Origin of the sequence: Eisenibacter elegans DSM 3317, from assembly GCF_000430505.1 — a bacterium.
Lineage (GTDB): Bacteria > Bacteroidota > Bacteroidia > Cytophagales > Microscillaceae > Eisenibacter > Eisenibacter elegans.
The window spans coordinates 21803-44463 of sequence record NZ_AUMD01000021.1; the positions used below are offsets into that span (position 1 = coordinate 21803).

A 22661-nucleotide genomic window follows, 5' to 3' on the forward strand; every position below is an offset into this window, starting at 1 on the left:
TATACCCAACCAAAATCGGTTTGGGAAATGTGTGTGCTGAGAATCCTTGAGCATCAAGAAAATCAAATCTTGTGAATCTTGGTATAAGTCGTAAAATTGTATGTGATTGCAATTTTGCACAGATTGTTGCTTTTGTGATGATTCGGGCTTATTTTAACCCATGTTAGCGCGCTAAGCTCCCTCGAAGCGACGCTAACTTCCAAACATCTCTGATACTTTATCCGACCCAAACTCATAGTGGTATGAACCGAAACAAACTTGTCTCTGCCCTTGATGCAGCCCAACTCATACAATCCGGCGATACCCTCGTAACCGGAGGTTTTGTAGGTATTGGTTTTCCTGAAGCCTTGGCGATTGCCTTGGAGGAGCGATTTGTACAAACCGGTACTCCCGCCGATTTGACTTTACTCTATGCTGCCGGGCAGGGCGATGGGCAAGGGCGCGGCCTCAACCACTTGGCACACCAAGGGATGCTGCGACGGGTGATTGGCGGGCATTGGGGGCTGGTGCCCAAACTGGGGCAGATGGCGCTCGATAACCTTATCGAAGCCTACAACCTGCCTCAAGGGGTGATATCGCATCTCTTTCGCGACATTGCCGCAGGCAAACCTGGCACGCTCTCCAAAGTAGGGCTGCATACCTTTGTAGACCCCCGCCTCGAAGGAGGCAAGATGAACAGCCGCACCACTGAAGATCTGATAGAGGTGCTCACCGTAGCCGGAGAAGAAATGCTCTTTTACAAAGCCCCCAAACTCGATATTGCGCTACTAAGAGGCACTACTGCCGACAAAGGCGGCAATATTACCATGGAGCGGGAGGCTCTCTCGCTTGAGGCTTTGGCCATCGCGCAAGCCGTCAAAAATAGCGGTGGTATTGTGATTGTACAGGTAGAGCGGCTCACTACCCGCCACCGCCACCATCCGCAGATGGTCGTCGTACCGGGTATCTTGGTCGATGCAGTAGTGGTAGCCGAACCCGAACACCATCCCCAAACCTTTGCTGAACCCTACAACCCGGCCTACACGGGCGAAATCAGCGTACCCAGCTCGCAGCTCAAGCCCTTGCCCCTCGACGAGCGCAAGGTCATCGCCCGTCGGGCAGCCATGCAGCTCAAAATCAACGCTGTCGTCAATCTAGGTATCGGAATGCCCGAAGGTGTCGCCGCCGTAGCCAACGAAGAGAACATCCTCGACTATATCACCCTAACTGTAGAGCCGGGCGGCATTGGGGGTATTCCTGCCGGAGGGCTGAGTTTTGGAGCCGTGGCCAATGCGGAGGCCATTATCTCCCAACCCTCGCAGTTTGATTTTTATGATGGTGGTGGGCTCGATCAGGCCTTCCTCGGAATGGCCGAAGTAGATGCTGAGGGCAATGTCAATGTAAGCCGCTTTCACCACAAACTCGCCGGCGCAGGTGGATTTATCAATATCAGCCAAAATGCCAAAGCCGTGTATTTTATGGGTACTTTTATGGCTAAGGCCAAAACCCAAATCGCTGACGGCCACTTGCAGATTGTCCAAGAGGGCAGCCACAGCAAGTTTGTGCCCAAGGTCTCGCAGGTAACCTTCAGCGGAGCCTATGCGCAGGCCAAGGGGCAAGTCGTGTATTACATCACCGAAAGGGCTGTTTTTCAGTTAGTAGAAGGGGGCTTGCTCCTGCTCGAAATTGCTGAAGGGCTCGATGTAGAACGAGATATTTTGCAGCAGATGGGCTTCCGACCGATGGTCTCTCCACAAATCCGGTTGATGGATCGCCGCCTCTTCAATCCGGCCTTGATGGGGCTGCGGCGGGAGGAAAAGCTCGACTTCAGCGCCCGTGTCCACTACGACGAAACCGAAAACACCCTCTTCCTCAACCTCGAAGGCATCAGTCTCTTCACGGCTGCCGATGTAGCGCCCCTTCAGGCGGCCTTTGTGGCGGAATATGAAAAGGTGGGGCGCAAGTTCAACATTGTGGTCAATTACGACAACTTTTTCATTGGTAAGGATGCCGAGCCAGCCTATTTCGAGATTGTTCGGCACAACACCGAGCACTACTTCTTATCGGCCACACGCTACTCTACCAATGCTTTTTTTAGGCGGAGCGCTGCGGCTGCCTTTGCCGCCATCAATGCCAAACTGTACGACAGTCGCTTGGCTGCCATCAAGCATTTATAAACCGCTCCGGATAGAGCAAGTGCTGTAGTTGGGTGGCCGTATAGCGCGGTGACCCCTCCTTGGCTTGTTCGGCAGCCTTGATGAGTTGGCAGATGGTTTCGTTCAGCGGGGTAGGCACGCCCACTTCTTGCCCCAGCGCCACAATTTCGCCGTTCAAAAAGTCAATCTCTGTCAGGCGGCCTTTGGCCAAATCCTCGCTCATAGAGCTGCGTGCTTGCGGGTCGATGCGTACCATCTTGGCCGCCACCTTGAAAAACAAAAAATCGGGCAAGGCCAACACACAGGGTGCTATGCTTGGAATCATCGTACCCAAACGGCGGGGCTTGATGCCGGCCTTCTGCATCACCAGCAGGGCCTCGCGCATCATCGCCGCAACCAACAGCCGAAACGCACGTTCCGACAATTCCTCTCGTAGCGGAATGCCTGCCAAGGCATTGAGGGCGTTGTTGAGGTTAAACACAAGCTTGCCCCACTGTACCTCGGGCAACAGTGGGTGTGTGGCCGCCTCAATACCCGATGCGTGCAAGAGCGCTGTCAAAGCCGAGGCCTCGCTCCCCTCTTCCAACAAAATCGCCCCACTAGTACCTCTGTGCCAGTGGTTGGTGTGGAGTTGGGCTACATTAAAGGGCACCATCCCGGCCAAGACCTTGGCCTGTGGGAGTTGGGCTTGGAGTATCGCCTTGTTGCGGATGCCGTTTTGCAGGCTCACCACCAAAGTACCCTCTGCCAGCACTGTTGCCAAGGCCTTGCCCACGGTTTCCGTGTCTGTACTCTTGACACAAACCAACACCGCCCCACAGGCGGCCAAGGCCTTCGGGTCAGTATGAAACGGCACTGATGAGCCATTGAGGTGCCAATCAGCCCCTTTATAATCCGTAATGCGCAGCCCCTCTGTCAGGATAGCTTCTTGCAACCCTGCACGCCCCACCCAGACACTGTCCAAACCAATGCGCACCAAGTGTGCCCCAATATAACAACCAATGCTGCCGGCACCCATCAGACCAATGGGCTTGCGTAAAAAATCGGGCGTAATCATTTTAGTTGGTGTTTAGTATGTCGTTGTGATGGAAATAGTTTAGTTAGTGTCGATGTTTTGGGGCTTCCCCCGCCTCTTTCAAGCTTTTGGGGTATCCAATGGCATAAATCACAACACCAAAACCGTGCCTTGCCTTGCCAATATCCCAGTGGTAAAGTCCTTTTGGGTCGGCTTGGGTGGTCATTTGGCGGAGCTGCTGAGGGCTATACAAACGCAGGATAGACACCCAGCCATCCCAAAGCGTACAGAGTGGAATCAGCGGGATGAGATAGGTAAACAGCATCTTGTCCCACCGAAACGGACGTATAAACGGCGTAGCCACCCACATCAGTACCGTCAGCGCCAAGGTATTGACTACAAACTGCCACACCGACTTATCAAGCGGCTCGAAGATACCGATGGGCATCTGTTGGGCTACTGCTTGTTGGAGCAATTGTTGTGCCTCAGGCGGACGGAAATGATGAAATCCATTAAAAATCGTACGAAAGCTCTGCGGCTCTGCGGCTGCATCGAGGGCGTTGAGCGGAGTGTCTACATACCGGATATGCCCCCCACTTTGGGTTGCCAACGCCTCATAAGCCGGAAGGTTGGGGTAGAGGTCGCTCAACACAAAGTCTGGCGCACCGTGTGGCAGGTGTTGCGACAGATGTCGCCGCAAAGGCAAGACTGAGCCGCCACCGCCCGAACACAAATCCTGAATGTGTGTGGCCTGTGTATGTACCAAGGCTTCAGCAAAACGTGGAATCACGGCGCGGAACACATCAAAAGTTTCCATTAGCCAGCGTAGGTAGTCGGTCTGCCCCTGACGCAAACGGTCGGGGTAGTATGGCCAGTCTTCAATTTCAAAAAGGTGTATACGCATTTTATGGGAAGTGAAAAGGGACTAAGTTGTTTTTAAACGTACTATAGATTCCGACCTGTGTCTTAGGCTCATCGAAACCACATTGGTACATCAACGTTTCACGCCACTGGACATCTTCCAGCCCCCACAGTTAAAAATGAGGCCTCAATTTGTCTCGGAGCTAGAGCTCCGAGCTACTTTTCCAAAAATGTCCAGTAGCGTGTCAACGTTTTAAGCTGATGGTCTCATTCACAATACCCCTTGCGGCAAGCCAATCACGCACTGCGTGCCCCGTACCGCTATCCCAAGGCTGAAGGTCTTGAGGGGTGATGTATTTGTAGTCTGCTAGCTCTTCGTTAAGCGTAATGGGTGCGCCAGCTTCTGCCCGTACGTGATAGGCGATGATGAGTTGGTTCATCCAATCGAAAGTATACAGACCTACCAACGATACCAGCTCCGCTGTCAAGCCCAGCTCCTCCTGTACCTCGCGCAACACGGCCTCTTCAGGCGTTTCTTTTTTCTCCAAAAAGCCCGTAATCAACCCATACCAGTGGGTAGGCCAGCGTTGGTTACGTGCCAAGACGACCATCCCGTCTTGCTCTACAATGGCCGCCACTACAGGCGTGGGGTTGTCATAATGAACATATCCACAACTGGCATTTGAGCAAACCAAGCGTTGGCGGTCTTCGGTGGGGAGTTGGCGCAGCCCAAAAGGGCTGGCACAAACAGGACAAAACTTGAAAGTAGGCATCGTTTAGTTGTTGGGCTAAGTGAAACTAGAATGGAGTAAAGCTATAAAAAAAACCCTGAACCGACCTATACTTTGGCCAAGACCCAAGGCAGTTATACACGAAAGTAAGTTTTTTTGCGTTTTGTTTTCGACTAAGTTACAATTGGATAGGTTTTTGGTATCTATTTTGTTGAATCATAGTACATTGACCGTAGCAATGCTATCAAGAGTACAAGGTGGTACTTTTGCTTAAGCAAGGCTACCCCCATTTCCTTGGAAATATTGGAAATAAATGTATGGCTCTCAGGTGTGGATAAGTGAGAATATTTTGTATTTTGCAGGCAGAATACCATACCCAGCACCTTTGAAACATATCAAGGCACCGTTAACTAAACTAGCATCTATCCAAAACATTTACTAATCGTTGTATGAGGGCACTAAAACAAATAATGGCGGTGGCGCTTATCGGGATGATAGGCTACCAAGTCCAAGCACAAAGCGCGCAGGAGCACCTTTCTAAAGGCCAGCAGAAAAGCCAAACAGCGCAATATGCTGAGGCCGTCCGACACTTTGATGCAGCCTTGGGGCAAAACCCGCATTATGAGGAAGCTTACTACTACCGTGGTGAGGCTCATTACCGCTTGGGAATGTATCAAAAAGCCCTCAATGATTTTGGCCAAGCTATCCAGATAGACCCCTCACAAGCCATCACCTATCACTCAAGAGGCTTGGTATATCTCGAAATGTTGAAATATGCTGAGGCAATAGCAGACTTCTCCAAGGCGTTGCAAATCTCGCCCAACAACGAACGCATGCTGGCTGACCGCGCCTTGGCGTATTATCACCAAGGAGAATATACCCAAGCCCAACGTGATTGTGATAGAGCGCTCAAAGCGATGCCCGGTTACGCTTTTGCCTACAGCATCAAAGGGCGTATTGCAGAAGCCCAACAACAATACCCGCAAGCCCTGACTCACTACCAAGCAGCCATACACCATAACCGCTATTCGCCTAAGTATCAGACCTTATTGGCAGATTTGTATGTACAGATGGAACGCTACAACGAGGCCATGAATCACTACAATGAGGCACTCCAGTATGAACCTAGCTCACAACACCACGAGGCATATACCGGTAGGGCTGCACTTTATCTGAGAGGCAAGGATTACCAAACGGCTATGAGCGATGCTGCCAAGGCTATTCAGCTCAACCGCCGACACTTCGCCGCCTATGTGGTGCGAGGTTTGGTACATACACATCTGGGTGACGTGGCCAAAGCAGAAGAAGATTTCCGATTCTATATCGAAAACGCTCGTACAGCCTCTGATTTTCATTACATTGCAGGGATGGTTTATCGCCACGCCCACGACCAGCAACTCTATACTAAGGCGGTAGCTTGGGCAAAAAAGGCCGTCGAATTGAATAACAATGCCCGTAACAATACCCTGTGTGCGCAATTGCATTATGCTGTTTTACAGCTCCCCGAAGCACAAAAATACGCTCAAAAAGCCATAGAGCTTGCCCGCCATAGTGGTGAAGACAATGCGGTAGCAACGAAATTATTGCAAGAACTTCAGTCTTCGGCATCGCTGGACCGTACCCCGCCCGAAATACAAATCATTACGCCCTCAATGGCCAATCGCGGCTTTGTAGTGGTAGAAGAACGTGAGAAAATAGAAATCGTAGGCCAAGTGTCTGATGAAAGCGGTGTATCTAAGGTGTTGGTCAATGGCAATATCGCCCGACTAGAGGCCAATGGCCGCTTCCGTGGCGATGTGGTCTTGGAAGATTATGAAACCTATATCACCCTCCGGGCAACGGACAAGCGTGGCAATACTTCTGAGCAGACCTTTGTGGTGCGCAAAAATAATGGCCAACAAACAGCCAGCTATGCAAGCCAAACACGACAAACCAACGGCCAACAAGCCGCTACCCGAGAAACGATGCCCCAATTGGGCAGACATCGTGCCCTGCTTTTTGCTGTCAATCAATATGATAGTTGGACACAGCTAATCAACCCTGTGTATGATGCACACGCCATCGCCCGTAATTTGGAAGAAATCTATGGCTTTGAGGTCGAAATTGTCGAAAACCCTACCCGCGAACAAATAGCGCTGACCCTTCGTCGCTATGCCTCCCAACAATACAGCAATAAGGACCAACTGCTGGTATTTTTTGCTGGCCACGGTATCTATGATGAGATTTATCGCGAAGGGTTTCTAGTAGCTAAAGACTCTAAAATCAGGGATGAGTCGCGCAGCTCTTACTACTCTTATAGCGAGCTGCGGAGTGTTTTGAGCCGTATCCACTGCGACCACGTGCTCTTGGTATTGGACGCTTGTTTCAGTGGTACGTTTGACCAACTGGTGGCTATGCGCGGCCTCGACCCCGAAGACCGCAGCAAGTGGGACTTTATCAACCAAAAAATGCAGTACCGTACTCGTCGGTATATCACTTCTGCCGGTAAAGAATATGTGCCGGATGGCCGCCCAGGCCAACATTCGCCCTTTGCGCGCGCTTTCTTGGAAGCCTTGCGTAGCGAGGGAGGCCAAGATGGTGTGTTGACCATCAACGAGGTGATGAGCTATATGTCTACTGCCAAACCGCAGCCTCTTACCGGAGAGTTTGATGGCAATGAGCCAGGCAGCGACTTTCTCTTCATCGCACGCTAAAACCCATATCGGAAAATTCTGTTAGACTCTGAACCTACCTAAAATGATACTTTACTTGCGCTTTATAGTCCTGTTTTCCTGTATCTTGTATGTCGGGCTGTGGCAAACCCCTGCTGCTTTTTCACAAGGATGTATTTTGGATGAACAAGCGTATGCGCAAGTACCGCTCAAACCCCTGATGCGTAGTGGCAACTTGCCTAGCTATGCATCGTTGCGCGCATATGCCCCTATCCCCAAAGACCAAGGAGCCTATGGTAATTGTGTGGGTTGGACAACCGCCTATGCAGGGCGTACCATTATGTTGGCTTATCAACAAAACTGGCGTGACCCTGTGCTGACAACCCAGAATGCACTTTCGCCTTTTTTTGTATATGAGCAAGCTAAATCAAGAGTAGACATTGATTGTAAGGAGGGCACACTGCTAGTACACGCACTCGAAGAGCTGAAAAACGTAGGCGTGGTTAAGTTCTCAGATTTTGCTGAAAGCTGTGGCAAACCGATTACCGCACAAGATCGCGCCAACGCCGGTAAGTTTCGTATCCAAAATTATCATCGGTTGTTTGACAGCAGGGCAGCCAATGCCAGCAAAATAGCCGCCATCAAGGAAGTGTTGGCCAACCACAAACCTGTATTGGTTGGCCTTACGGCCATTTTCCCCTCTTTCCGAAATGCCAAAGGCGTTGCTGTCTGGAATCCTATACAAGGGGAAAACCCTAATAAAGGTAGCGGACACGCAGTGGCTATCGTGGGTTATGATGACCATAAGTATGGAGGTGCTTTCCAACTGATGAACAGCTGGGGCACTACTTGGGGGGAGCAAGGCTTCATATGGGTGCGTTACCAAGATATGGCCACACTTTGCTTCGAAGCCTATGAAATGACTATCGAAAAGCCTAACCTCTATACCATGTCAGGCAATATCCGGTTTATTTTGTCTGCCGGATATGATATGAAGGCCGTATACAAAGAGGGATATTATGAGATGCGAGAGCCTTACCACTCCGGCACACTCTTTCGCCTACAGGTGTCTAATCATCGCCCAGCCTATGTCTATGTTATCGGGGCAGATGCGGTCAACAAGGCCTACAAAATATTCCCACAAGATGCCCATACTACCCCTTTTTTGGGACAAGACAATAGCACCGTAGCCCTGCCCAGTGCAGAGCATTATGTCAAAATGGACAAAACCATTGGCACAGATTATTTTTGTATTTTATATTCTTCGGAGCCTATTCCCATAGAAGAAGTCATATCACAAATGAAACGCTTCTCGGGTACATTCAAAGAGCGCCTTGAGCTGGCTCTCAAAGGGCGATTAGCCCCTATGCAATCTATTGACTACCTGCGCAATGGAGAAATTGGCTTTTATTCAGAAAGTGATAAAAATACGATTGTGCCCATTATCGTGGCCATCAAACACGTAGACTAATACTATTGAACATTTGCTAAGTTGGCCTTGACTAACAAGCCCTTATTGTACCAAGATTCACAAGATTTGGGGATTTGCAGGGTTTGATTTTCTTGGTTATCAAGGATTTTCAGCACCAAGATTTCCCAAACCAATTGTGGTTGAGTATATACCAAAATCCACTTGATTTGAGAGTTGACAGTACTTGGTTATCAAGGATGTTGAGGTTAGAGGTTTGTACTCTCTGCCCTTTGTGTTTAAATATATGCTGAACGCCAGACTAGAAGGATATAAATCTACCAAACAGATAAAAAAACGCAACCCCAAGGGGCTGCGTTTTGGTATGTATGAGGGGTATCGTTTTTTGGATTAACCAATTTTAGCGATAAGGTCAGCGACACGGTTAGAATACCCGGCTTCGTTGTCATACCAACCCACTACTTTTACCAAGTTGCCGTTGACAGAAGTCAACTCAGCATCGAAGATACAAGAGTGAGGATTGCCGATGATATCTACCGATACGATAGGGTCTTCGGTGTATTCTAGGATACCTTTGAGGGTAGACTCGGCAGCTTTTTTCATCGCGGCGTTCACCTCTTCTACGGTTACGTCTTTTTTGAGCACTACGGTGAGGTCAGTCAAAGAACCATCTACAGTAGGCACACGCATTGCCACGCCATCAAGCTTACCTTTGAGGTGGGGCAGTACCAAACCTACAGCCTTGGCCGCACCAGTAGAAGTAGGCACAATAGACACGGCAGCAGCGCGAGCACGGCGCAAGTCCTTGTGAGGCGCATCTTGCAGACTTTGGTCAGCAGTGTAGGCGTGTACGGTAGTGATGTAGCCCTTTTCGATACCGAAAGCCTCATCCAAGACCTTGGCCATAGGAGCGAGGCAGTTGGTAGTACAAGAAGCATTAGAGAGGATGGTCTCGTTGCCGGTCAGGATGTTGTCATTGACTCCCAAAACCACCGTAGGAATATCCCCTTTGGCAGGCGCTGAGATGACCACACGCTTAGCCCCGGCCTCTAGGTGTGCGCCAGCAGAGGCAGCATCCGTAAAGCGACCTGTAGACTCCAATACTACATCTACTCCAAGCGCTGCCCAAGGTAGGTTTTTGGGGTCACGCTCGGCATATACTTTCAAGGGTTTGCCATCAACAATGATGTGTGAGTCATCGTGGCTTACGCTTCCGGCAGGAAAGCGACCGTGTACAGAGTCATACTTGAGCAAGTGAGCCAAGGTAGCTGTATCGGTCAAGTCGTTGAGAGCGACAATTTCTACATTAGATTTATGGAGCAATGCACGGAAAGCGATGCGGCCAATACGACCGAATCCGTTGATAGCAACTTTTATTTTGGACATGTCGACGGGGTTTGATGAGATTCAAATAAGAACGTGCCTTCAAAAGGCATGACAAAATTAGGGAGTTTTGCGCAATTAACCAATGCTGAAAAAAGCGCATATCAGTAGAAGCAGTTTTTGGGCAGATACTTTGGCAGTCTACATCAAGGTATCAGGTATTGGTATGTCCAGCGCTCGATGTGGCCGTTGTGGTAGGTGCGGGTAGTTTCGGAAGGGTATCCGTAGGCGTTGTAGAGGTGGGTTTGTCGAAAGGAGAAGGGGGTATATACCGATCCCTGATTCACGACTTGGTATTGCGCCTCTAAGACTACATTGTCCGACAGGTCCCAGACTTCTATGGGGTAGATACCCGAGCGGCGGCGTTCGTTGGGAGCTTGAGTATCATAGCGCAGATTCCCTACCAAGACCGGCCCTAGCTCACGGCTACCCAGCGGGTGGGCATAGGTACGGTGTAGGGTGATATTGTTGTAGGCATCATATTCAAACTCTTGGTAATTATCGATTTCTAGCCCTGCACCGGGCTTCATACTGTTGTGCCCGCCGTGTCCTTGGGGTGGGGTGGTAGGGGGGCTATCCAGCTCTTCGTGGGCGTGGTAATATTCTCGCCTTACAAGCCGGCTTTGGGTGTCATAATAGAACAGCTCTTCGTGGTGGCGCTCAAACCGAGTCCAGTCAGAAGGCACTACCTTGTAGTGTATGGTTTTCAAGAGCGCACCACGGTTGTTGTATTCATAGGTTTCATACTCACGTTCTACACCTTGGGCATCAAAAAGCGATTTTCGGCTTGGGCGGCCTTGTTCGTTGTATTGCCAGCGCTCTGTGAGCGAGTCTAAGTTGGCGCTATAGGTGATGCGGGTGCTGAGCTTACGCTGTTGGTATTCGAAACGTTGGTAAGGTTGGCCATCGCGCAAGACAACCGTAACCATTAGCCGGGGATCTTGGCGGCGGTTGTCGGGTTCAAACATAAGCTCGTGTTGCATTTGGCAAGCCGAAAGCCCAACGATGATACTCAACAGCAAGTATAACATTGGAGTGTATGGAGTCAGGAAGTGTTTCATAGCAGTATCATACCAAAAAGGTTCAAGAGTTGAGATAAGGTTTATGGATGAGGAGTGCAGCCCAGCTTGAAGCCAATGAGCAACACATCGTCAATCTGCGCGTGCTCGCCCTTCCATTTCATAAAATAATCAAAAAGTGAGGCAGATTGTTCCTCCAAAGGCAGATGATGTACCTCACTGAGCAATTCTTTGAACTGCGTAACGCTAATTTTACGCCCAGTTTGGCCATTAAACTGGTCTTTGTATCCATCCGAAAAAAGGTAACATTGCGTTGGCTGATTGAGCAGGAGGGTATACTCTTCGAAAGGCTGCCGCTGTTCGTGCATCAGCCCGCCTGCGGGTTGCGGAGTACCCTTGAATAGCTGCATCTTCCCGTTTTGAAAATAGACCATAGGCAGGTTGGCGCCGGCAAAAGTCAAGGTTTGGTTTTGCTCATCAATCACACAAAGCCCTATTTCCATCCCCTCGATATTGTCCAGCTCTTTTTTCTTGAGTACGTGGTTGATGCGGTTGTTTAGCTCGGTCAATATTTTTGTCGGCTGGGTGTGGTGTTCGAAGCGTACAATCTGGTCGAGTAGGTCATTGCCTACCAATGACATAAACGCACCGGGGACGCCGTGGCCTGTACAATCGACGCAGGCCAGTACGGTTTTGGGCGCTTGATTGGGGAGCTGAAGGTGTGTAAACCAATAAAAATCGCCGGATACGATATTTTTGGGTAGGTTCAACACAAATAGCTCCGGGATATGCCGACGGATTTCGTGCATACTCGGCAAGATAGCGTGTTGTATGCGTTTGGCGTTGTTGAGCGAGCTGAGGTAATCGTGTTGTTGTTGCCGCAGAAGCTTTTCTTGGGTGCTGATTTGCTCGTTTTTGTCGCGCAGGTGTAGGCGTTGTAGTTGTAATAGGTGGTTATATCGCCGGATGCGCTTGTTGGCTTTTCTCCAGAAATAGCCCGCCACCGACACCAACAACACCAGCAAAACCAAGCTAAGAATGATATAATATTGCCGTATAATTTCGTCTTTTTGGCGTGCCAATTGTAGGGTTTGGATGGTATGTTGGGCGTTAAGCTCTTGTATTTGTCGGTCTTTCTCGGCACTTTGGTAGCGAATGCGCGCATCATTGATGCGTTGGGTAGTTATTTCGTCTCGGAGTGAATCACGATAAACGCTATAATTTTTGTGATAGGCCAAGGCCAGCGCGTAATCTTGTCGGGCTTCAGCACAGGTTACCAAGTCGGCATACAGGTCGCGGGTATATTTTTTAAATCCTGTTCGGAGGGCTATATTGAGCGCAATGAGCAAATAATCGGCGGCCTGCTCCCATTGTTTTTGTTGCATAGACATCTGCCCCAAGCCCTGATAGTCTCTCAAGATGCCCTCTTCGTGGTTTAGGTCTTGGTTGATGGCCAATGCCCTATGGAGATAGGTAGCTGCTATAGCCGGTTTGTTTTGGAGGCTGTTTACCCTGCCCAAAAAATTTAGGCTAATGGCTACACCGGCTTGGTGTCCGTGAGCTTGATGTATTGATAAGGCTTTTTTGAAACAGACAGTAGCCTGTGCCAAACTATCAATGATGAGAAACACTTCTCCTAAATAATTGTAGCTATCTGCCAGCCCGCGTGCGTCCTGAATACGTTCTCGTAGTGCCAGCGCCTGTTGGTGGTATTTGAGGGCTTGTAAGTACTCTTGATTTTGGAAATAAAACTTGCCAATATTTTTGAGTGTATGCCCAAGCCCTACATCATCACGAAGTCGCTTGCGAATTTCTAAAGACTCAAATAGTAAGTTTAGAACTATGCTGTTGTCGCCGGCTTCCATGTGGTATTCGCCCAAGAGATTGAGCACAAAGCCCTGTCCATAAAGCAACCCTTGTTTTTTAAAAATCTTAAGCGCCATTTCATACTCTTGCATCGCTTTCAGGGGGCTACCAGCATAATTATGGGCTACACCGGCATACATATAAGCATAGGCCAGCCCTTCATAATATTGGATGGCGATGGCTTTTTCTTTGGCTTGCTCAGCATACACAATCGCTTGTTTGCTGTGATTGGAGCGCCACTCCCAAGCTTTACGATTGAGCGCATTGATTTGAGCCGTATCTTGAATAAACATCACAGACCGCCCTGAGGTTTGAGCCGGCAAGCGCTCGGCTAAGCCTAGTCCCCCAACAAAACTTAGCCATAAGCCCAATAAGAAAAGCCGAAGCCTCATACGCAAGTAAGTAATGTTTAGTTACAAATCTAACTATTTTTTTTCTCCATCAAAGCCTCAGCATACTCAAGTACAAATAATTTTTCACAAAGTCTCAAACCAATTCTAAAACCCTTACCTTTGTTGTATCAATATTTCGTTTACCTAATCGCCGTTGTCTAATGAACGCACAAGAACGCGAAGAACTCAAAGATGCCTCTATCGGTTTGGCAGAAGTAATTGTCAGCCTTGCCCACCACGTCGCTATGCTGGATGGCAAAATCGATGAGGATGACGAAGACCTTGCCGATGCCATCGTAGAAAACCTTTTCGACCCTGAAGAAGGGCTTTTTACAGAAGGATTCTTGTCTGAAGAAGAAGAAGAAGAAGTCTTGGATATTTTGGAAGAAACTTATCGCGAAAACCCATATGCTATGGAAGAGCTGTTGGATTTTTGTACAAAAGATGAAGAGCTAGCCGAAATCTTACTGGACATTGCTGAGCAAATGTTGGGCGAACCCGAAACGCATACCGCCGACGAGCAAGCTTTCTTGCAGCGCCTGCGCGAAGCCAAATAGGTTTGCCTCCGCTATCGTTCAAAAGCCCTTAACTGAGTTCTCAGCTAAGGGCTTTGTTGTATTATATACCAAGGATTGTTAAAGTGAATTGCTCTGATGCTCAGGGAGTTTCAGCACATACCTCTCCAATCTCACTGAGTCATTATCTCCCTCCTGTGCGGTGAGACCTAAGGAGCAAAATATACTAAGATTCACAAGATTTGGGGATTTACAGGATTTTATTTCCTTGATTATCAAGGATTTTCAGTGTGTAGATTTCCCCAAACCAATTGTGATTGAGTATAAGTGCTACAACGACAAAAAACACAATGCCTAGCAGGGTATATCAGCGGCCACCGACGACAACTACTTGCTGGCCCAATGGTAGAGCTTCTCCCACACATCACAGGCCTCTTCGGCAGATTGGCCTTCAGCCATTTCTAAACCTTGGTATTGGACCACTTCAAAGAGCAGCTCTCGCCCTCGGTATACCGACAGTTTTTTGGGTTCATCGTTGGGCTCAGCAGGCATCGCCAACATCACATCGGGCTGATTGGTGCGTGCTTCATACACTATTGCATTGTCTGCCGGTACTTTTTTCTCCATTCTTCGGTCTTGGTTATCAGGAGCTAATTCAAAATAAAATTTCCCCATCCCTGATACCCTCAACCGGTGGCTGATGTAGTCCCAGACTTTTTCGAAGTCATCTACAGGATTGCAATGTTGACGATTTTGTGCCAGCAGTCCAAACGACAAAGGCACACTCAAAGCCCAGCATAAGACCATTTTCATTTCAGATTTGTTATTTTTGTATCCCAACCTTTTGGCGCATTACCGGGTTGTTTGTGGAAAATATGCCCTCAACACGATGGGCTTTGCTTCCAAACAGCCGGGTGTACAGCCATTATTCAAACATAGCCCCCAAGTGATTTTGTTCCCCTCTATCTTAGTGGGGGAGTAGCCAATAAATTTTTGCAAGATGATAGCACAATACCTCGAACATACCCTCCTCAGTCCTACAGCAGCTTTTGCCGAGATGGACAAGCTCGTAGCCGAAGCCATCGAACACCACTTTGTGGGGGTTTGTGTCCCTCCTTTTTGGGTCAAAAAAGTTAAAAGAGACCTACGCCAACACGATATAGCCGTCGTAACCGTTGTTGGCTTCCCACTAGGGTATAACCGATCCGAAGTCAAACGTTATGAGCTACAGAGTTGTATTCGTGATGGTGCAGACGAGCTGGACGTGGTGATGAATGTAGGCGCTGTCAAAGCCGGCGCATACCCTTGGGTCAAACAAGAGATGGCAGCCTTGGCTCAAGAGGCGCATCAACACGAACGCTTGCTCAAAGTAATCCTCGAAACGGCCTATCTCAGCCCCGAAGAGATAGTTCAATCGTGTAAGGTATGTGTAGAAGCAGGGGTAGACTTTATCAAAACCTCTACTGGTTATGCTCCCGAAGGCGCCACCCTCGAAGGAATCCGCCTTATCAAAGAAAGTATTCCGGCAGGAGTAGGCATCAAAGCCTCTGGTGGTATCCGAACATTGGCGCAAGCCCAAGCGTTTATAGCCGCAGGAGCCGAACGTATCGGTACTTCGGCAGGAGTAAGCATCGTTGCCGAAGCTCAGCAAGCAGGAGGAGGAGCTGTATAAACTGGCCTTATCTCGGTTGAGCCCCTTTAGTCTAATCCTAAATAGTTGCTATATTGCTATGATAAGCTGAAGAATACCGATATTTGTTCCTGATATATAATGTATTTACCAAACTCTCAACTCAATTGCTTATGCGATATCTTTGGTCTCTTTTAGTGCTATGTGGCCTATGTTATGGCCAGCTACAAGCCCAAACAACAGGATTTTATGGTGAGAAAATCAGCGATGCAGGGGCAAAAAACCTGTCAGACCTGCCTAAGATGATTGGTCAAGAAACAGAGCTGGGCAATATCACCCTCAGAGGTACTATTGTCGAGGTTTGTAAGAAAAAAGGCTGCTGGATGACGCTCGATATGGGCAACAACCAAACTATGTTGGTCAAATTTAAGGACTATGGTTTTTTTGTTCCCAAAACAGATGATGGCAAAGAAGTCGTTATCCAAGGAGTAGCCAAGCGCGAGCTTGTCCCTGTTGAGCGCTTACAACACTATGCCGAAGATGCGGGCAAAAGCCTCGAAGAAATAGCTGCTATCACTGAGCCAGAAGAAAAATTCACTTTTGAGGCCGTAGGGGTTATCATTTACAATTCCAACGGAATGGAATAACCGCCCGAAGGGCTGTGCCAACCTATGCCCACTGCCAAAGCAGTGGGTTTTGTTTTGGTATAAAATTCGGATTAATTTTGATTTTTTATATTTTTTCACTAAATTAACCCCAATTAGCCAAATAAATATACGGCAATAGGCTTGAGGAGAATAACAGGCGCGTTGCCGTTCACCCCCTAAACCTATTCTTGCCTTATGCGATGGATACTCATTATTGTAGCTTGCCTCCTGAGCGGATTGGCACTACACGCCCAACAAAACGCCCCACCTACAGCTCAAGAAACAGACTTGAACTTACGCTACGAGGACCCTGTGCCTTCTAATTTTTGGGCTTCGCCCAATGCCCTGACTTGGATTAAGGTCGTAGATGCTGAAGGTAAGATTCAGCGCATCTATCAAACACTCACCAACCAACTTCCTGTTACCAACTTACAATATATGCTTCCGGAAGGTTGTATTTTCTGGACAGCCTACGAGCAGACACTGTACTTCATCTGCCAGTCGGAGCTGAGCAGTGTCGAGAGCGAGTTGTCGTCTATTAGTAGGTCAATAGCAGCCTTATTGTTCAAAGACTAATTGCCCATTGGCCAAACAAAAACCCCTTGAAGTTTGCTCCAAGGGGTTTTGAAGGGCTATGTGGGGAGGTTATTTTACGGTAAAATAGCCTTCTCCAAGGTAGGCACCGTCAGCATATAGCTCTACTTTATGCTGTCCTTTTTTGTATTCGGAGCCTTTGTCATAGAGCAGTACCTCTGTGCGCCCCGAGTTGTCGAATAAGATTTGTTGGCGCGAAGTATAGTTGAGGTTCTGGCCGTCGTTGGTTTTGAAAGTTCCTACACTGAGGATTGTTCCATTAGGCTCTACCACACGCATATAGACATCGCGCATACCGAGTGCGGCAAGGGCGTTTTTGTCAAACTGGTAGTAGACCTTGATTTTATCGACTTGGTTGGCACGGTAAGAGCCAGAGTTGAGCTCGCGCCCGCCAGAGCTAACAGCGCTGACCGAGATGGTCGATACGCGCAGCGCACCTTCTTTGCTGATTTTGGTTTGGAGGCGGTCTACGCTTTGGCGGGTATCGCGCAGGTCTGCGCTCATCTGGTTGGCCTTGGTCTGTAGGTCTTGGTTTTGGGCATATAGCTCCTTGTTAGCCTCACGCAGTTTTTCCATTTCTTGGTCTTTGCGTACCAACAGCTCCTCATAGGCAGCTAGTTTGCGCTGATAGTAGCCAATTTCTTTTTCTACGCGCTCTTCTAGGTCTTTTTTATCCTGTTCGAGTTTGAGCTTTACCTCTTCTAGCTCGGCATAGTCAAGGCCAAGCTCACGCGCTTCTTCGATTTGGCGCTCTAACTCGAAGGAGAGCGAGTCGAGCTTGAGCGACGCTGATTTGGATTCAGCTTCGGCAAATTCTTTTTGTTTTTGGAGCTTGCCTTGTAGGTCTTTGATGACCGATTGGTTGCGGATATTAAAGAAAAGTAATACAAAATTGAGCATTACCAGCGCGACAATAATGCCCAAGAGTAAACGGCGATTATTTTTTGGTGCTTCGTTAGCCATATTTTAAGGGTATAAAAGGGTTCTGAAGGGGGAATAAATAAGAGGAAAAACAGTAGACATTAGGTATTGATAACACGCGCAGGATGCCCAAAAACAGTATCACCGGCACTAATGTCTGAAAGTACCACAGAGCCGATAGCGACTTTGGCTCCTTTGCCAATTTTTACGCCTGAGATAATGACTACCCCTGCGCCTATGAAGGCATCATCTTCAATTACTACGCCAGAACCCACTACGCTGCCCGCGCCTATGTGTACAAAGTCTCCGAGCTTGGCCTCATAGTCTATGGTAGCCCGGGTATGCAGCTGACAGTGATTGCCTAGTGTTACCCCAGCACCCAGTTGTACGCCGGCGCTGAGTAGGTTGCCGTAGCCCAGCGTGGCCGAAGGGGAGACGATTGAATGGCCGTGTACGGCATTGGTGGGCATAGTTTGGTATTGCTCGATGAGTTTTTTGGTCAGTTGTTTGCGTTGTTTGGGGTCGTCGATGGCCACAAATGCGCCGCAGCTTTCACCACTGAGCAGACCGAGGTAGCGCTCATCGTCTGTATTGCCCAAAACAGTGATATAGTTGATTTCTGTTTGGTGCAACGACGCTTTATCATCCAAAAAGCCATATACTTCCACCCCGTGGCTTTGAAAAATTTCGGCAGTGGTAGCGCCTAATCCTCCGGCACCAAAAATCAAGACAGGTTTTTTATCAATCATAGGGATTAAGTAGCTTTAAAAAGAGTGTACAAAGGCCAAAAAACGCACGAGTTACTCACTGTCGTTGCCAAAGCTGCCAAGGCTCCGCCTGAGATAACAGGAAGTAACTTGCGGGTGTAAAATTAAAAGTTTTTGTTCGTTCTTGGTTCAAAATTAACAAATCATACGGTTTTTTTTCGGGCATACGGTCAATTATGGCGCTAGGTTGGGTTGCTTGTAAGATTTGATGGTATTTTAAAAACACAAACATCTCGTCTTCAGGGCAATAGATTTGTTTTGCCGGAGTTTGGGCAGCTTTTTGGCAGAGTCGGTGCCAGTGTGACAAACTACGGGTTTCGTGTTGAAGCTGTATTGCACCCCAAGCCAACAATAGCAAAGGAGCTATCAGTAGGATAACGGATACTTTTGAGCGCCAATGTGCGGACGTATCTACTATGGTCAGCAATACAGGGATACACATCCAGCCCCAAACACGCTCCGGCGGGAGCACCTGTTGTACAGCCAGAAAACAAGTACTCAAAATCAGAAATCCTAATGCTAGGCGGTATTGGGCTGGGCGGCGCAGCCATTGGAACAAACAAAACAGGCATAGTAACCAACCTAGACCGTCGGCACTTAGATAATCCCATAGGCGTAAGTAATATGCAGGAAAAGCCACCAGCCATTGTTCGAGGCTATAGGGGCTGCTTACCCAGTGGTTTTGCCATAATACAGCGCCATTGAAAGCCACCACCGGAGCATAGACCAAGGCTGTGCCCACACCAACCCGAAGTCCCATCACCATCCATACTGAGAGCTGCTTACGTCGGTAGGCATCTGTTAAAGCCAATAGCCACAGTGCTAAACAAGGATATAACATCACCGGGATGACCCATAGGGCCAATAGATTGTAGAGTATCCAGCGGCGGCGGCGCTGGGGTTTGTGCCAATGGGCTTGTTGTAGATATGCCATCCAAAAAAATAACCAGGCCAACATATAGCCCCGCCCCAAAATCGCATACAACAACGGCGCTTGCAGGGCTTGCCAAAGCAACATAGCCAATAAAGCAGGCATCAGCTGCTGTCCAAAACGCCTGTAGGCATACCAAGCCAGCCCTAAGCTCAGCAGCTGGTTGGCTACCCAAGTAGGCAGACGCAATGACCATAGAAGGGGCAGGTACTGGCCACTGACTTGGTACAGTATGGCTGACAAGGTGCTATAAAGTAGATGGTTGTTGGGGCCGGGGTAATATACCGCGCTAACCAATACCCCGGGATGTACAAAATAGACGGCTGTAAAGGCTTCGTCGAGGAGGACAGGAAACTGTGCAATAGCTGCCAAGCGCCCTAGTCCCACCAGACCCCAAACCAACAAAAGACTGTTTTGATGAGATTGGGGGCTGTTGTACCAATGTGTGTGCAAAAGTCGTAATTCGGCTACCACTAAACGCCTATGGCCTGCCCACAGATGATAGAGATATGCGGCCAAACCCCTATAGTAGCTGATGAGGCCGAGGCCGACAAATCCCATAAACACGACAAATGCCAAGAAAGCTTGGGCTGACAGGTAGTCGCTTCGAAGGCGATCCAACACTTCGGGGCGCTTAAAGAAGCTAGCGATGGTCGCCGTAAACCCTTCATATCCAATATACCCTGTATATACCGATAGCCCCAAGCTGCTACAGCCGACCAAGAGCACCCCTAGCCGTAGGGTGGAGCGAATCAAGCTCTGCGGCTGCTTAAGCGCCATTGGGTAGCCCAAAGCATCAGCACCAAGATACTCAAAAAGTAGAGTATGTCGCGAGAGTCAATCAACCCGCGTCGCAATGACTGGTAATGGTAGTTCATTCCCCATTGACTGACATAATAAGAAAATGCACTGGTATCGTTGATATTGGCTAGCGAACCAAGACCATCAAACAAGAAAAAGCAAAAGAAAACAGCCAATACAAAGGCCACAATTTGGCTCTCTGTCAGAGAGGAAGCAAATAAGCCGATGGCCGTAAAAACCGCCCCTAGTAAGAGCAAACCCACATAAGAGCCGATTGTAGCCGCTGTGTCAATATTCCCAACAGGGTTGCCCAACTGCACCACACTGTAGTAGTAGAGCAAAGTAGGAGCCAAGGCCACACATACCAACAGCCAGCAGGCGAGGTACTTGCCCAAGATAATGTCCCAGTCACGCAATGGACGTGTCAATAGCAATTCTAAGGTACCGGTCTTGGCTTCTTCGGCAATGGAGCGCATCGTAATGGCCGGTACCAAGAACATAAATACATAAGGGCTAAGGCTGAAGAGCGTTTCCATATCGGCATAGCCGGCGTTGAAAATATTGGTTTCGGGGAATACCCACATAAAAAGACCGATACTTGTCAAGAACACCGCCATTACCAAATAGGCAATGAGCGAACTAAGGAAACTGACAAATTCTTTGCGTAAGATGGCTAACATAAGCGATTTGGATGGAGGGGGGCGGTGATTTTTGTAAAATAAATTATGATAATAAAAATAAGATTAGTTGTAATATAATTTAAGCTCATCATCGAGTTTGTCTGCCCACCATTCGAGGTCAGCAATACAGGTAGCCAGCTCGACATAGTCCATCCCACGGATGTCCCTTTCGTAGGTAGCATATACTTTTTGTGTTCCCTGCATGACAGTCAGCTTTACACCTAGGTTTACGTCGTTCATTTCCAGCAGGCGTATCAAAAATTGATTCAGTTGTAAGTCACTAACCTTTGGCAATGGAGCTAAAAAGGAGAATATACGGAGATATTCGCGGGTTTTGTCATTGCCTATGTCTACGGAGTGTACAAATACTTCGATGGTGGCAGAGCCGTGTTGCCAATGCCAAATTTTGCGTTCGGCATCGTAGGTTTCTTCTTTGGTCATACCGACAGATTCGACATAGTTCTGAATCATCGCATCTACCAGTTCAATACGAATTTCTTTGATACTTTTCATATGGTGGTTAGTTTAGGTGCTAAAATCATATAGTTGATGATTGGGGGCTGTATTTCAATGCCCTGTTGTTTGGCTTTGATGGCTATACTGCTCCCACTTATCCAGCACGGCTTTGAAGTCGTCGGGCAAATCGGTTTCAAAATACAGTTTTTTGCCATTGGTTGGGTGCTCAAAGCCCAAAGATTTGGCGTGGAGGGCTTGTCGGGGCATCAGGGCGAAGCAATTGTCTACAAACTGTTTGTATTTGCTAAAAGGAGTGCCTTTCAGGATTTTATCCCCCCCATAAGTAGCGTCAGCAAAGAGTGGATGCCCTATATGTTTGAAATGAGCGCGAATTTGGTGGGTACGTCCGGTTTCGAGGCGGCAGGCAACCAAGGTTACATAACCAAACCGCCGGAGCACTTCGTAGTGTGTGACGGCGTGTTTGCCTTCTCCTTCGGGGTAGACCTCAATCACGCGGCGGTCTCTGGGGCTGCGGCCTAGTGGGGCATTGATTGTCCCTTTGTCTTGGGCTACATCTCCCCACACCAAGGCATAATACGTACGCTCGATGCTATGGTCATAAAACTGCTTTCCAAGGTGTGTAAGTGCCCATTCGGTCTTACCCACTACCAGCAGGCCGGAGGTATCCTTATCAATGCGGTGCACAATCCCCGGGCGTCCATCGCCATTGGGTGGCAGATTACGGTAGCGGTGTGCCAAGGCATTGACCAACGTGCCCGTCCAGTTGGCATAAGCCGGGTGCACTACCATTCCCGCAGGCTTGTTGATAAGCAGCACCTCCTCATCCTCGTGTACTACTTCTAGTACGATGTCTTCAGGGATAATCTCATTATCGCGTGGGGGCTGTGGCAGCGCCACCACAATCTCATCCAACGGTTTGATACGGTAATTGGCCTTTATACCTTGTCCATTGACCTGTACAAAACCCAGTTTGATAGCAGCTTGCACCTTGTTGCGGGAGGCATTGGCTAGTTTTTCGGTTAAAAACTTGTCAATGCGTATCAATCCTTGACCCTTATCGGCGCGGATACGGTGATGCTCAAACAAGCCCTCGTGCTCCTCGTCGAGTGTGGCCACGCCGTCTACATCCAGCCATTCATCGGCAGCAGGTATATCCCTCGTATTGTTCATAATACAAAAATACAAAAAGCCGAATGATTAACGTATCTGGATTGGG

21 protein-coding genes are annotated in these 22661 nt (G+C 48.6%); 8 read left to right on the forward strand and 13 right to left on the reverse strand.

Annotated elements, in window-relative coordinates; genetic code table 11:
* Positions 1–242: 242 nt before the first annotated feature.
* A complete protein-coding gene (locus tag G499_RS19340; RefSeq protein WP_051296115.1) occupies positions 243–2156 on the forward strand; it encodes an acyl CoA:acetate/3-ketoacid CoA transferase in 1914 nt (637 codons plus the stop codon).
* On the opposite strand, the gene G499_RS0108870 is transcribed toward G499_RS19340, so the two are convergent.
* From G499_RS0108870 to G499_RS0108880, 3 genes are all read right to left on the reverse strand, one after another.
* Positions 2143–3192, reverse strand: coding sequence for a 2-dehydropantoate 2-reductase (locus G499_RS0108870; protein ID WP_051296116.1), 1050 nt, complete (start codon positions 3190–3192; stop codon positions 2143–2145). The two genes, G499_RS19340 and G499_RS0108870, sit on opposite strands and share 14 nt — an antisense overlap.
* A 43-nt stretch (positions 3193–3235) precedes the next feature.
* A complete protein-coding gene (locus tag G499_RS19345; protein ID WP_051296117.1) occupies positions 3236–4054 on the reverse strand; it encodes a hypothetical protein in 819 nt (272 codons plus the stop codon).
* Positions 4055–4256: 202 nt separating this feature from the next.
* Positions 4257–4784: an NUDIX hydrolase gene (locus G499_RS0108880; RefSeq protein WP_026999649.1), complete on the reverse strand. Its 528-nt coding sequence runs from the start codon at positions 4782–4784 to the stop codon at positions 4257–4259.
* A gap of 407 nt (positions 4785–5191) precedes the next feature.
* Between G499_RS0108880 and G499_RS0108885 the strand changes: the two genes are divergently transcribed.
* Both G499_RS0108885 and G499_RS0108890 read left to right on the forward strand, forming a co-directional pair.
* On the forward strand, positions 5192–7435 hold the full coding sequence (locus G499_RS0108885) for a tetratricopeptide repeat protein (protein ID WP_026999650.1): 2244 nt from the start codon (positions 5192–5194) through the stop codon (positions 7433–7435).
* Between the two features lie 43 nt (positions 7436–7478).
* On the forward strand, positions 7479–8864 hold the full coding sequence (locus tag G499_RS0108890; RefSeq protein WP_026999651.1) for a C1 family peptidase: 1386 nt from the start codon (positions 7479–7481) through the stop codon (positions 8862–8864).
* Between the two features lie 348 nt (positions 8865–9212).
* On the opposite strand, the gene gap is transcribed toward G499_RS0108890, so the two are convergent.
* The 3 genes from gap to G499_RS0108915 all read right to left on the reverse strand — a co-directional run bounded on the left by gap (position 9213) and on the right by G499_RS0108915 (position 13482).
* The gene (gene gap, locus G499_RS0108905; RefSeq protein WP_026999652.1) at positions 9213–10208 is read right to left on the reverse strand and encodes a type I glyceraldehyde-3-phosphate dehydrogenase; all 996 of its coding nucleotides are present in this window, start codon (positions 10206–10208) and stop codon (positions 9213–9215) included.
* Between the two features lie 143 nt (positions 10209–10351).
* Positions 10352–11236, reverse strand: a complete 885-nt coding sequence (locus G499_RS0108910; RefSeq protein ID WP_026999653.1) for a hypothetical protein — start codon at positions 11234–11236, stop codon at positions 10352–10354.
* Between the two features lie 71 nt (positions 11237–11307).
* Positions 11308–13482 carry a tetratricopeptide repeat protein gene (locus G499_RS0108915; protein WP_026999654.1) on the reverse strand — a complete coding sequence of 725 codons (2175 nt, stop codon included), beginning with the start codon at positions 13480–13482 and terminating at the stop codon, positions 11308–11310.
* A 161-nt stretch (positions 13483–13643) separates the two neighbouring features.
* Here G499_RS0108915 and G499_RS0108920 point away from each other — a divergent pair, with 161 nt between their 5' ends.
* Complete coding sequence (locus tag G499_RS0108920) at positions 13644–14039, forward strand: hypothetical protein (RefSeq protein WP_026999655.1); 396 nt, start codon at positions 13644–13646, stop codon at positions 14037–14039.
* 345 nt (positions 14040–14384) lie between these two features.
* Here the strand turns inward: G499_RS0108920 and G499_RS0108925 are convergent, their stop codons facing one another.
* Positions 14385–14810, reverse strand: a complete 426-nt coding sequence (locus G499_RS0108925; protein WP_026999656.1) for a hypothetical protein — start codon at positions 14808–14810, stop codon at positions 14385–14387.
* Between the two features lie 16 nt (positions 14811–14826).
* On the opposite strand from G499_RS0108925, the gene G499_RS22010 reads away from it, so the two are divergent.
* The 4 genes from G499_RS22010 (at position 14827) to G499_RS0108940 (ending at position 16850) form a co-directional block, all read left to right on the forward strand.
* Positions 14827–14979, forward strand: a complete 153-nt coding sequence (locus G499_RS22010) for a hypothetical protein (protein ID WP_211231603.1) — start codon at positions 14827–14829, stop codon at positions 14977–14979.
* A gap of 18 nt (positions 14980–14997) precedes the next feature.
* Positions 14998–15669 carry a deoxyribose-phosphate aldolase gene (gene deoC / locus G499_RS19350; protein WP_035727066.1) on the forward strand — a complete coding sequence of 224 codons (672 nt, stop codon included), beginning with the start codon at positions 14998–15000 and terminating at the stop codon, positions 15667–15669.
* A gap of 131 nt (positions 15670–15800) precedes the next feature.
* On the forward strand, positions 15801–16274 hold the full coding sequence (locus G499_RS0108935; protein ID WP_026999657.1) for a DUF4920 domain-containing protein: 474 nt from the start codon (positions 15801–15803) through the stop codon (positions 16272–16274).
* A 195-nt stretch (positions 16275–16469) separates the two neighbouring features.
* Complete coding sequence (locus G499_RS0108940; protein WP_026999658.1) at positions 16470–16850, forward strand: hypothetical protein; 381 nt, start codon at positions 16470–16472, stop codon at positions 16848–16850.
* A 69-nt stretch (positions 16851–16919) separates the two neighbouring features.
* Here the strand turns inward: G499_RS0108940 and G499_RS0108945 are convergent, their stop codons facing one another.
* The 6 genes from G499_RS0108945 to G499_RS0108970 all read right to left on the reverse strand — a co-directional run bounded on the left by G499_RS0108945 (position 16920) and on the right by G499_RS0108970 (position 22615).
* A complete protein-coding gene (locus G499_RS0108945) occupies positions 16920–17831 on the reverse strand; it encodes a hypothetical protein (RefSeq protein WP_026999659.1) in 912 nt (303 codons plus the stop codon).
* Positions 17832–17890: 59 nt separating this feature from the next.
* Entirely contained in the window at positions 17891–18538 is a 648-nt protein-coding gene (locus G499_RS0108950; protein ID WP_035727071.1) for an acetyltransferase, read from the reverse strand.
* A 55-nt stretch (positions 18539–18593) separates the two neighbouring features.
* Positions 18594–20267 (reverse strand): hypothetical protein, encoded by a 1674-nt coding sequence (locus G499_RS0108955; RefSeq protein WP_026999661.1) that lies wholly within the window; start codon positions 20265–20267, stop codon positions 18594–18596.
* Positions 20240–20968, reverse strand: a complete 729-nt coding sequence (gene gldF / locus G499_RS0108960; protein WP_026999662.1) for a gliding motility-associated ABC transporter permease subunit GldF — start codon at positions 20966–20968, stop codon at positions 20240–20242. The genes G499_RS0108955 and gldF overlap by 28 nt, the downstream gene beginning before the upstream one ends.
* Before the next feature lie 63 nt (positions 20969–21031).
* On the reverse strand, positions 21032–21481 hold the full coding sequence (locus G499_RS0108965; RefSeq protein ID WP_026999663.1) for a YbjN domain-containing protein: 450 nt from the start codon (positions 21479–21481) through the stop codon (positions 21032–21034).
* A 54-nt stretch (positions 21482–21535) separates the two neighbouring features.
* On the reverse strand, positions 21536–22615 hold the full coding sequence (locus G499_RS0108970; RefSeq protein WP_081413739.1) for an RluA family pseudouridine synthase: 1080 nt from the start codon (positions 22613–22615) through the stop codon (positions 21536–21538).
* Positions 22616–22661 lie beyond the last annotated feature (46 nt).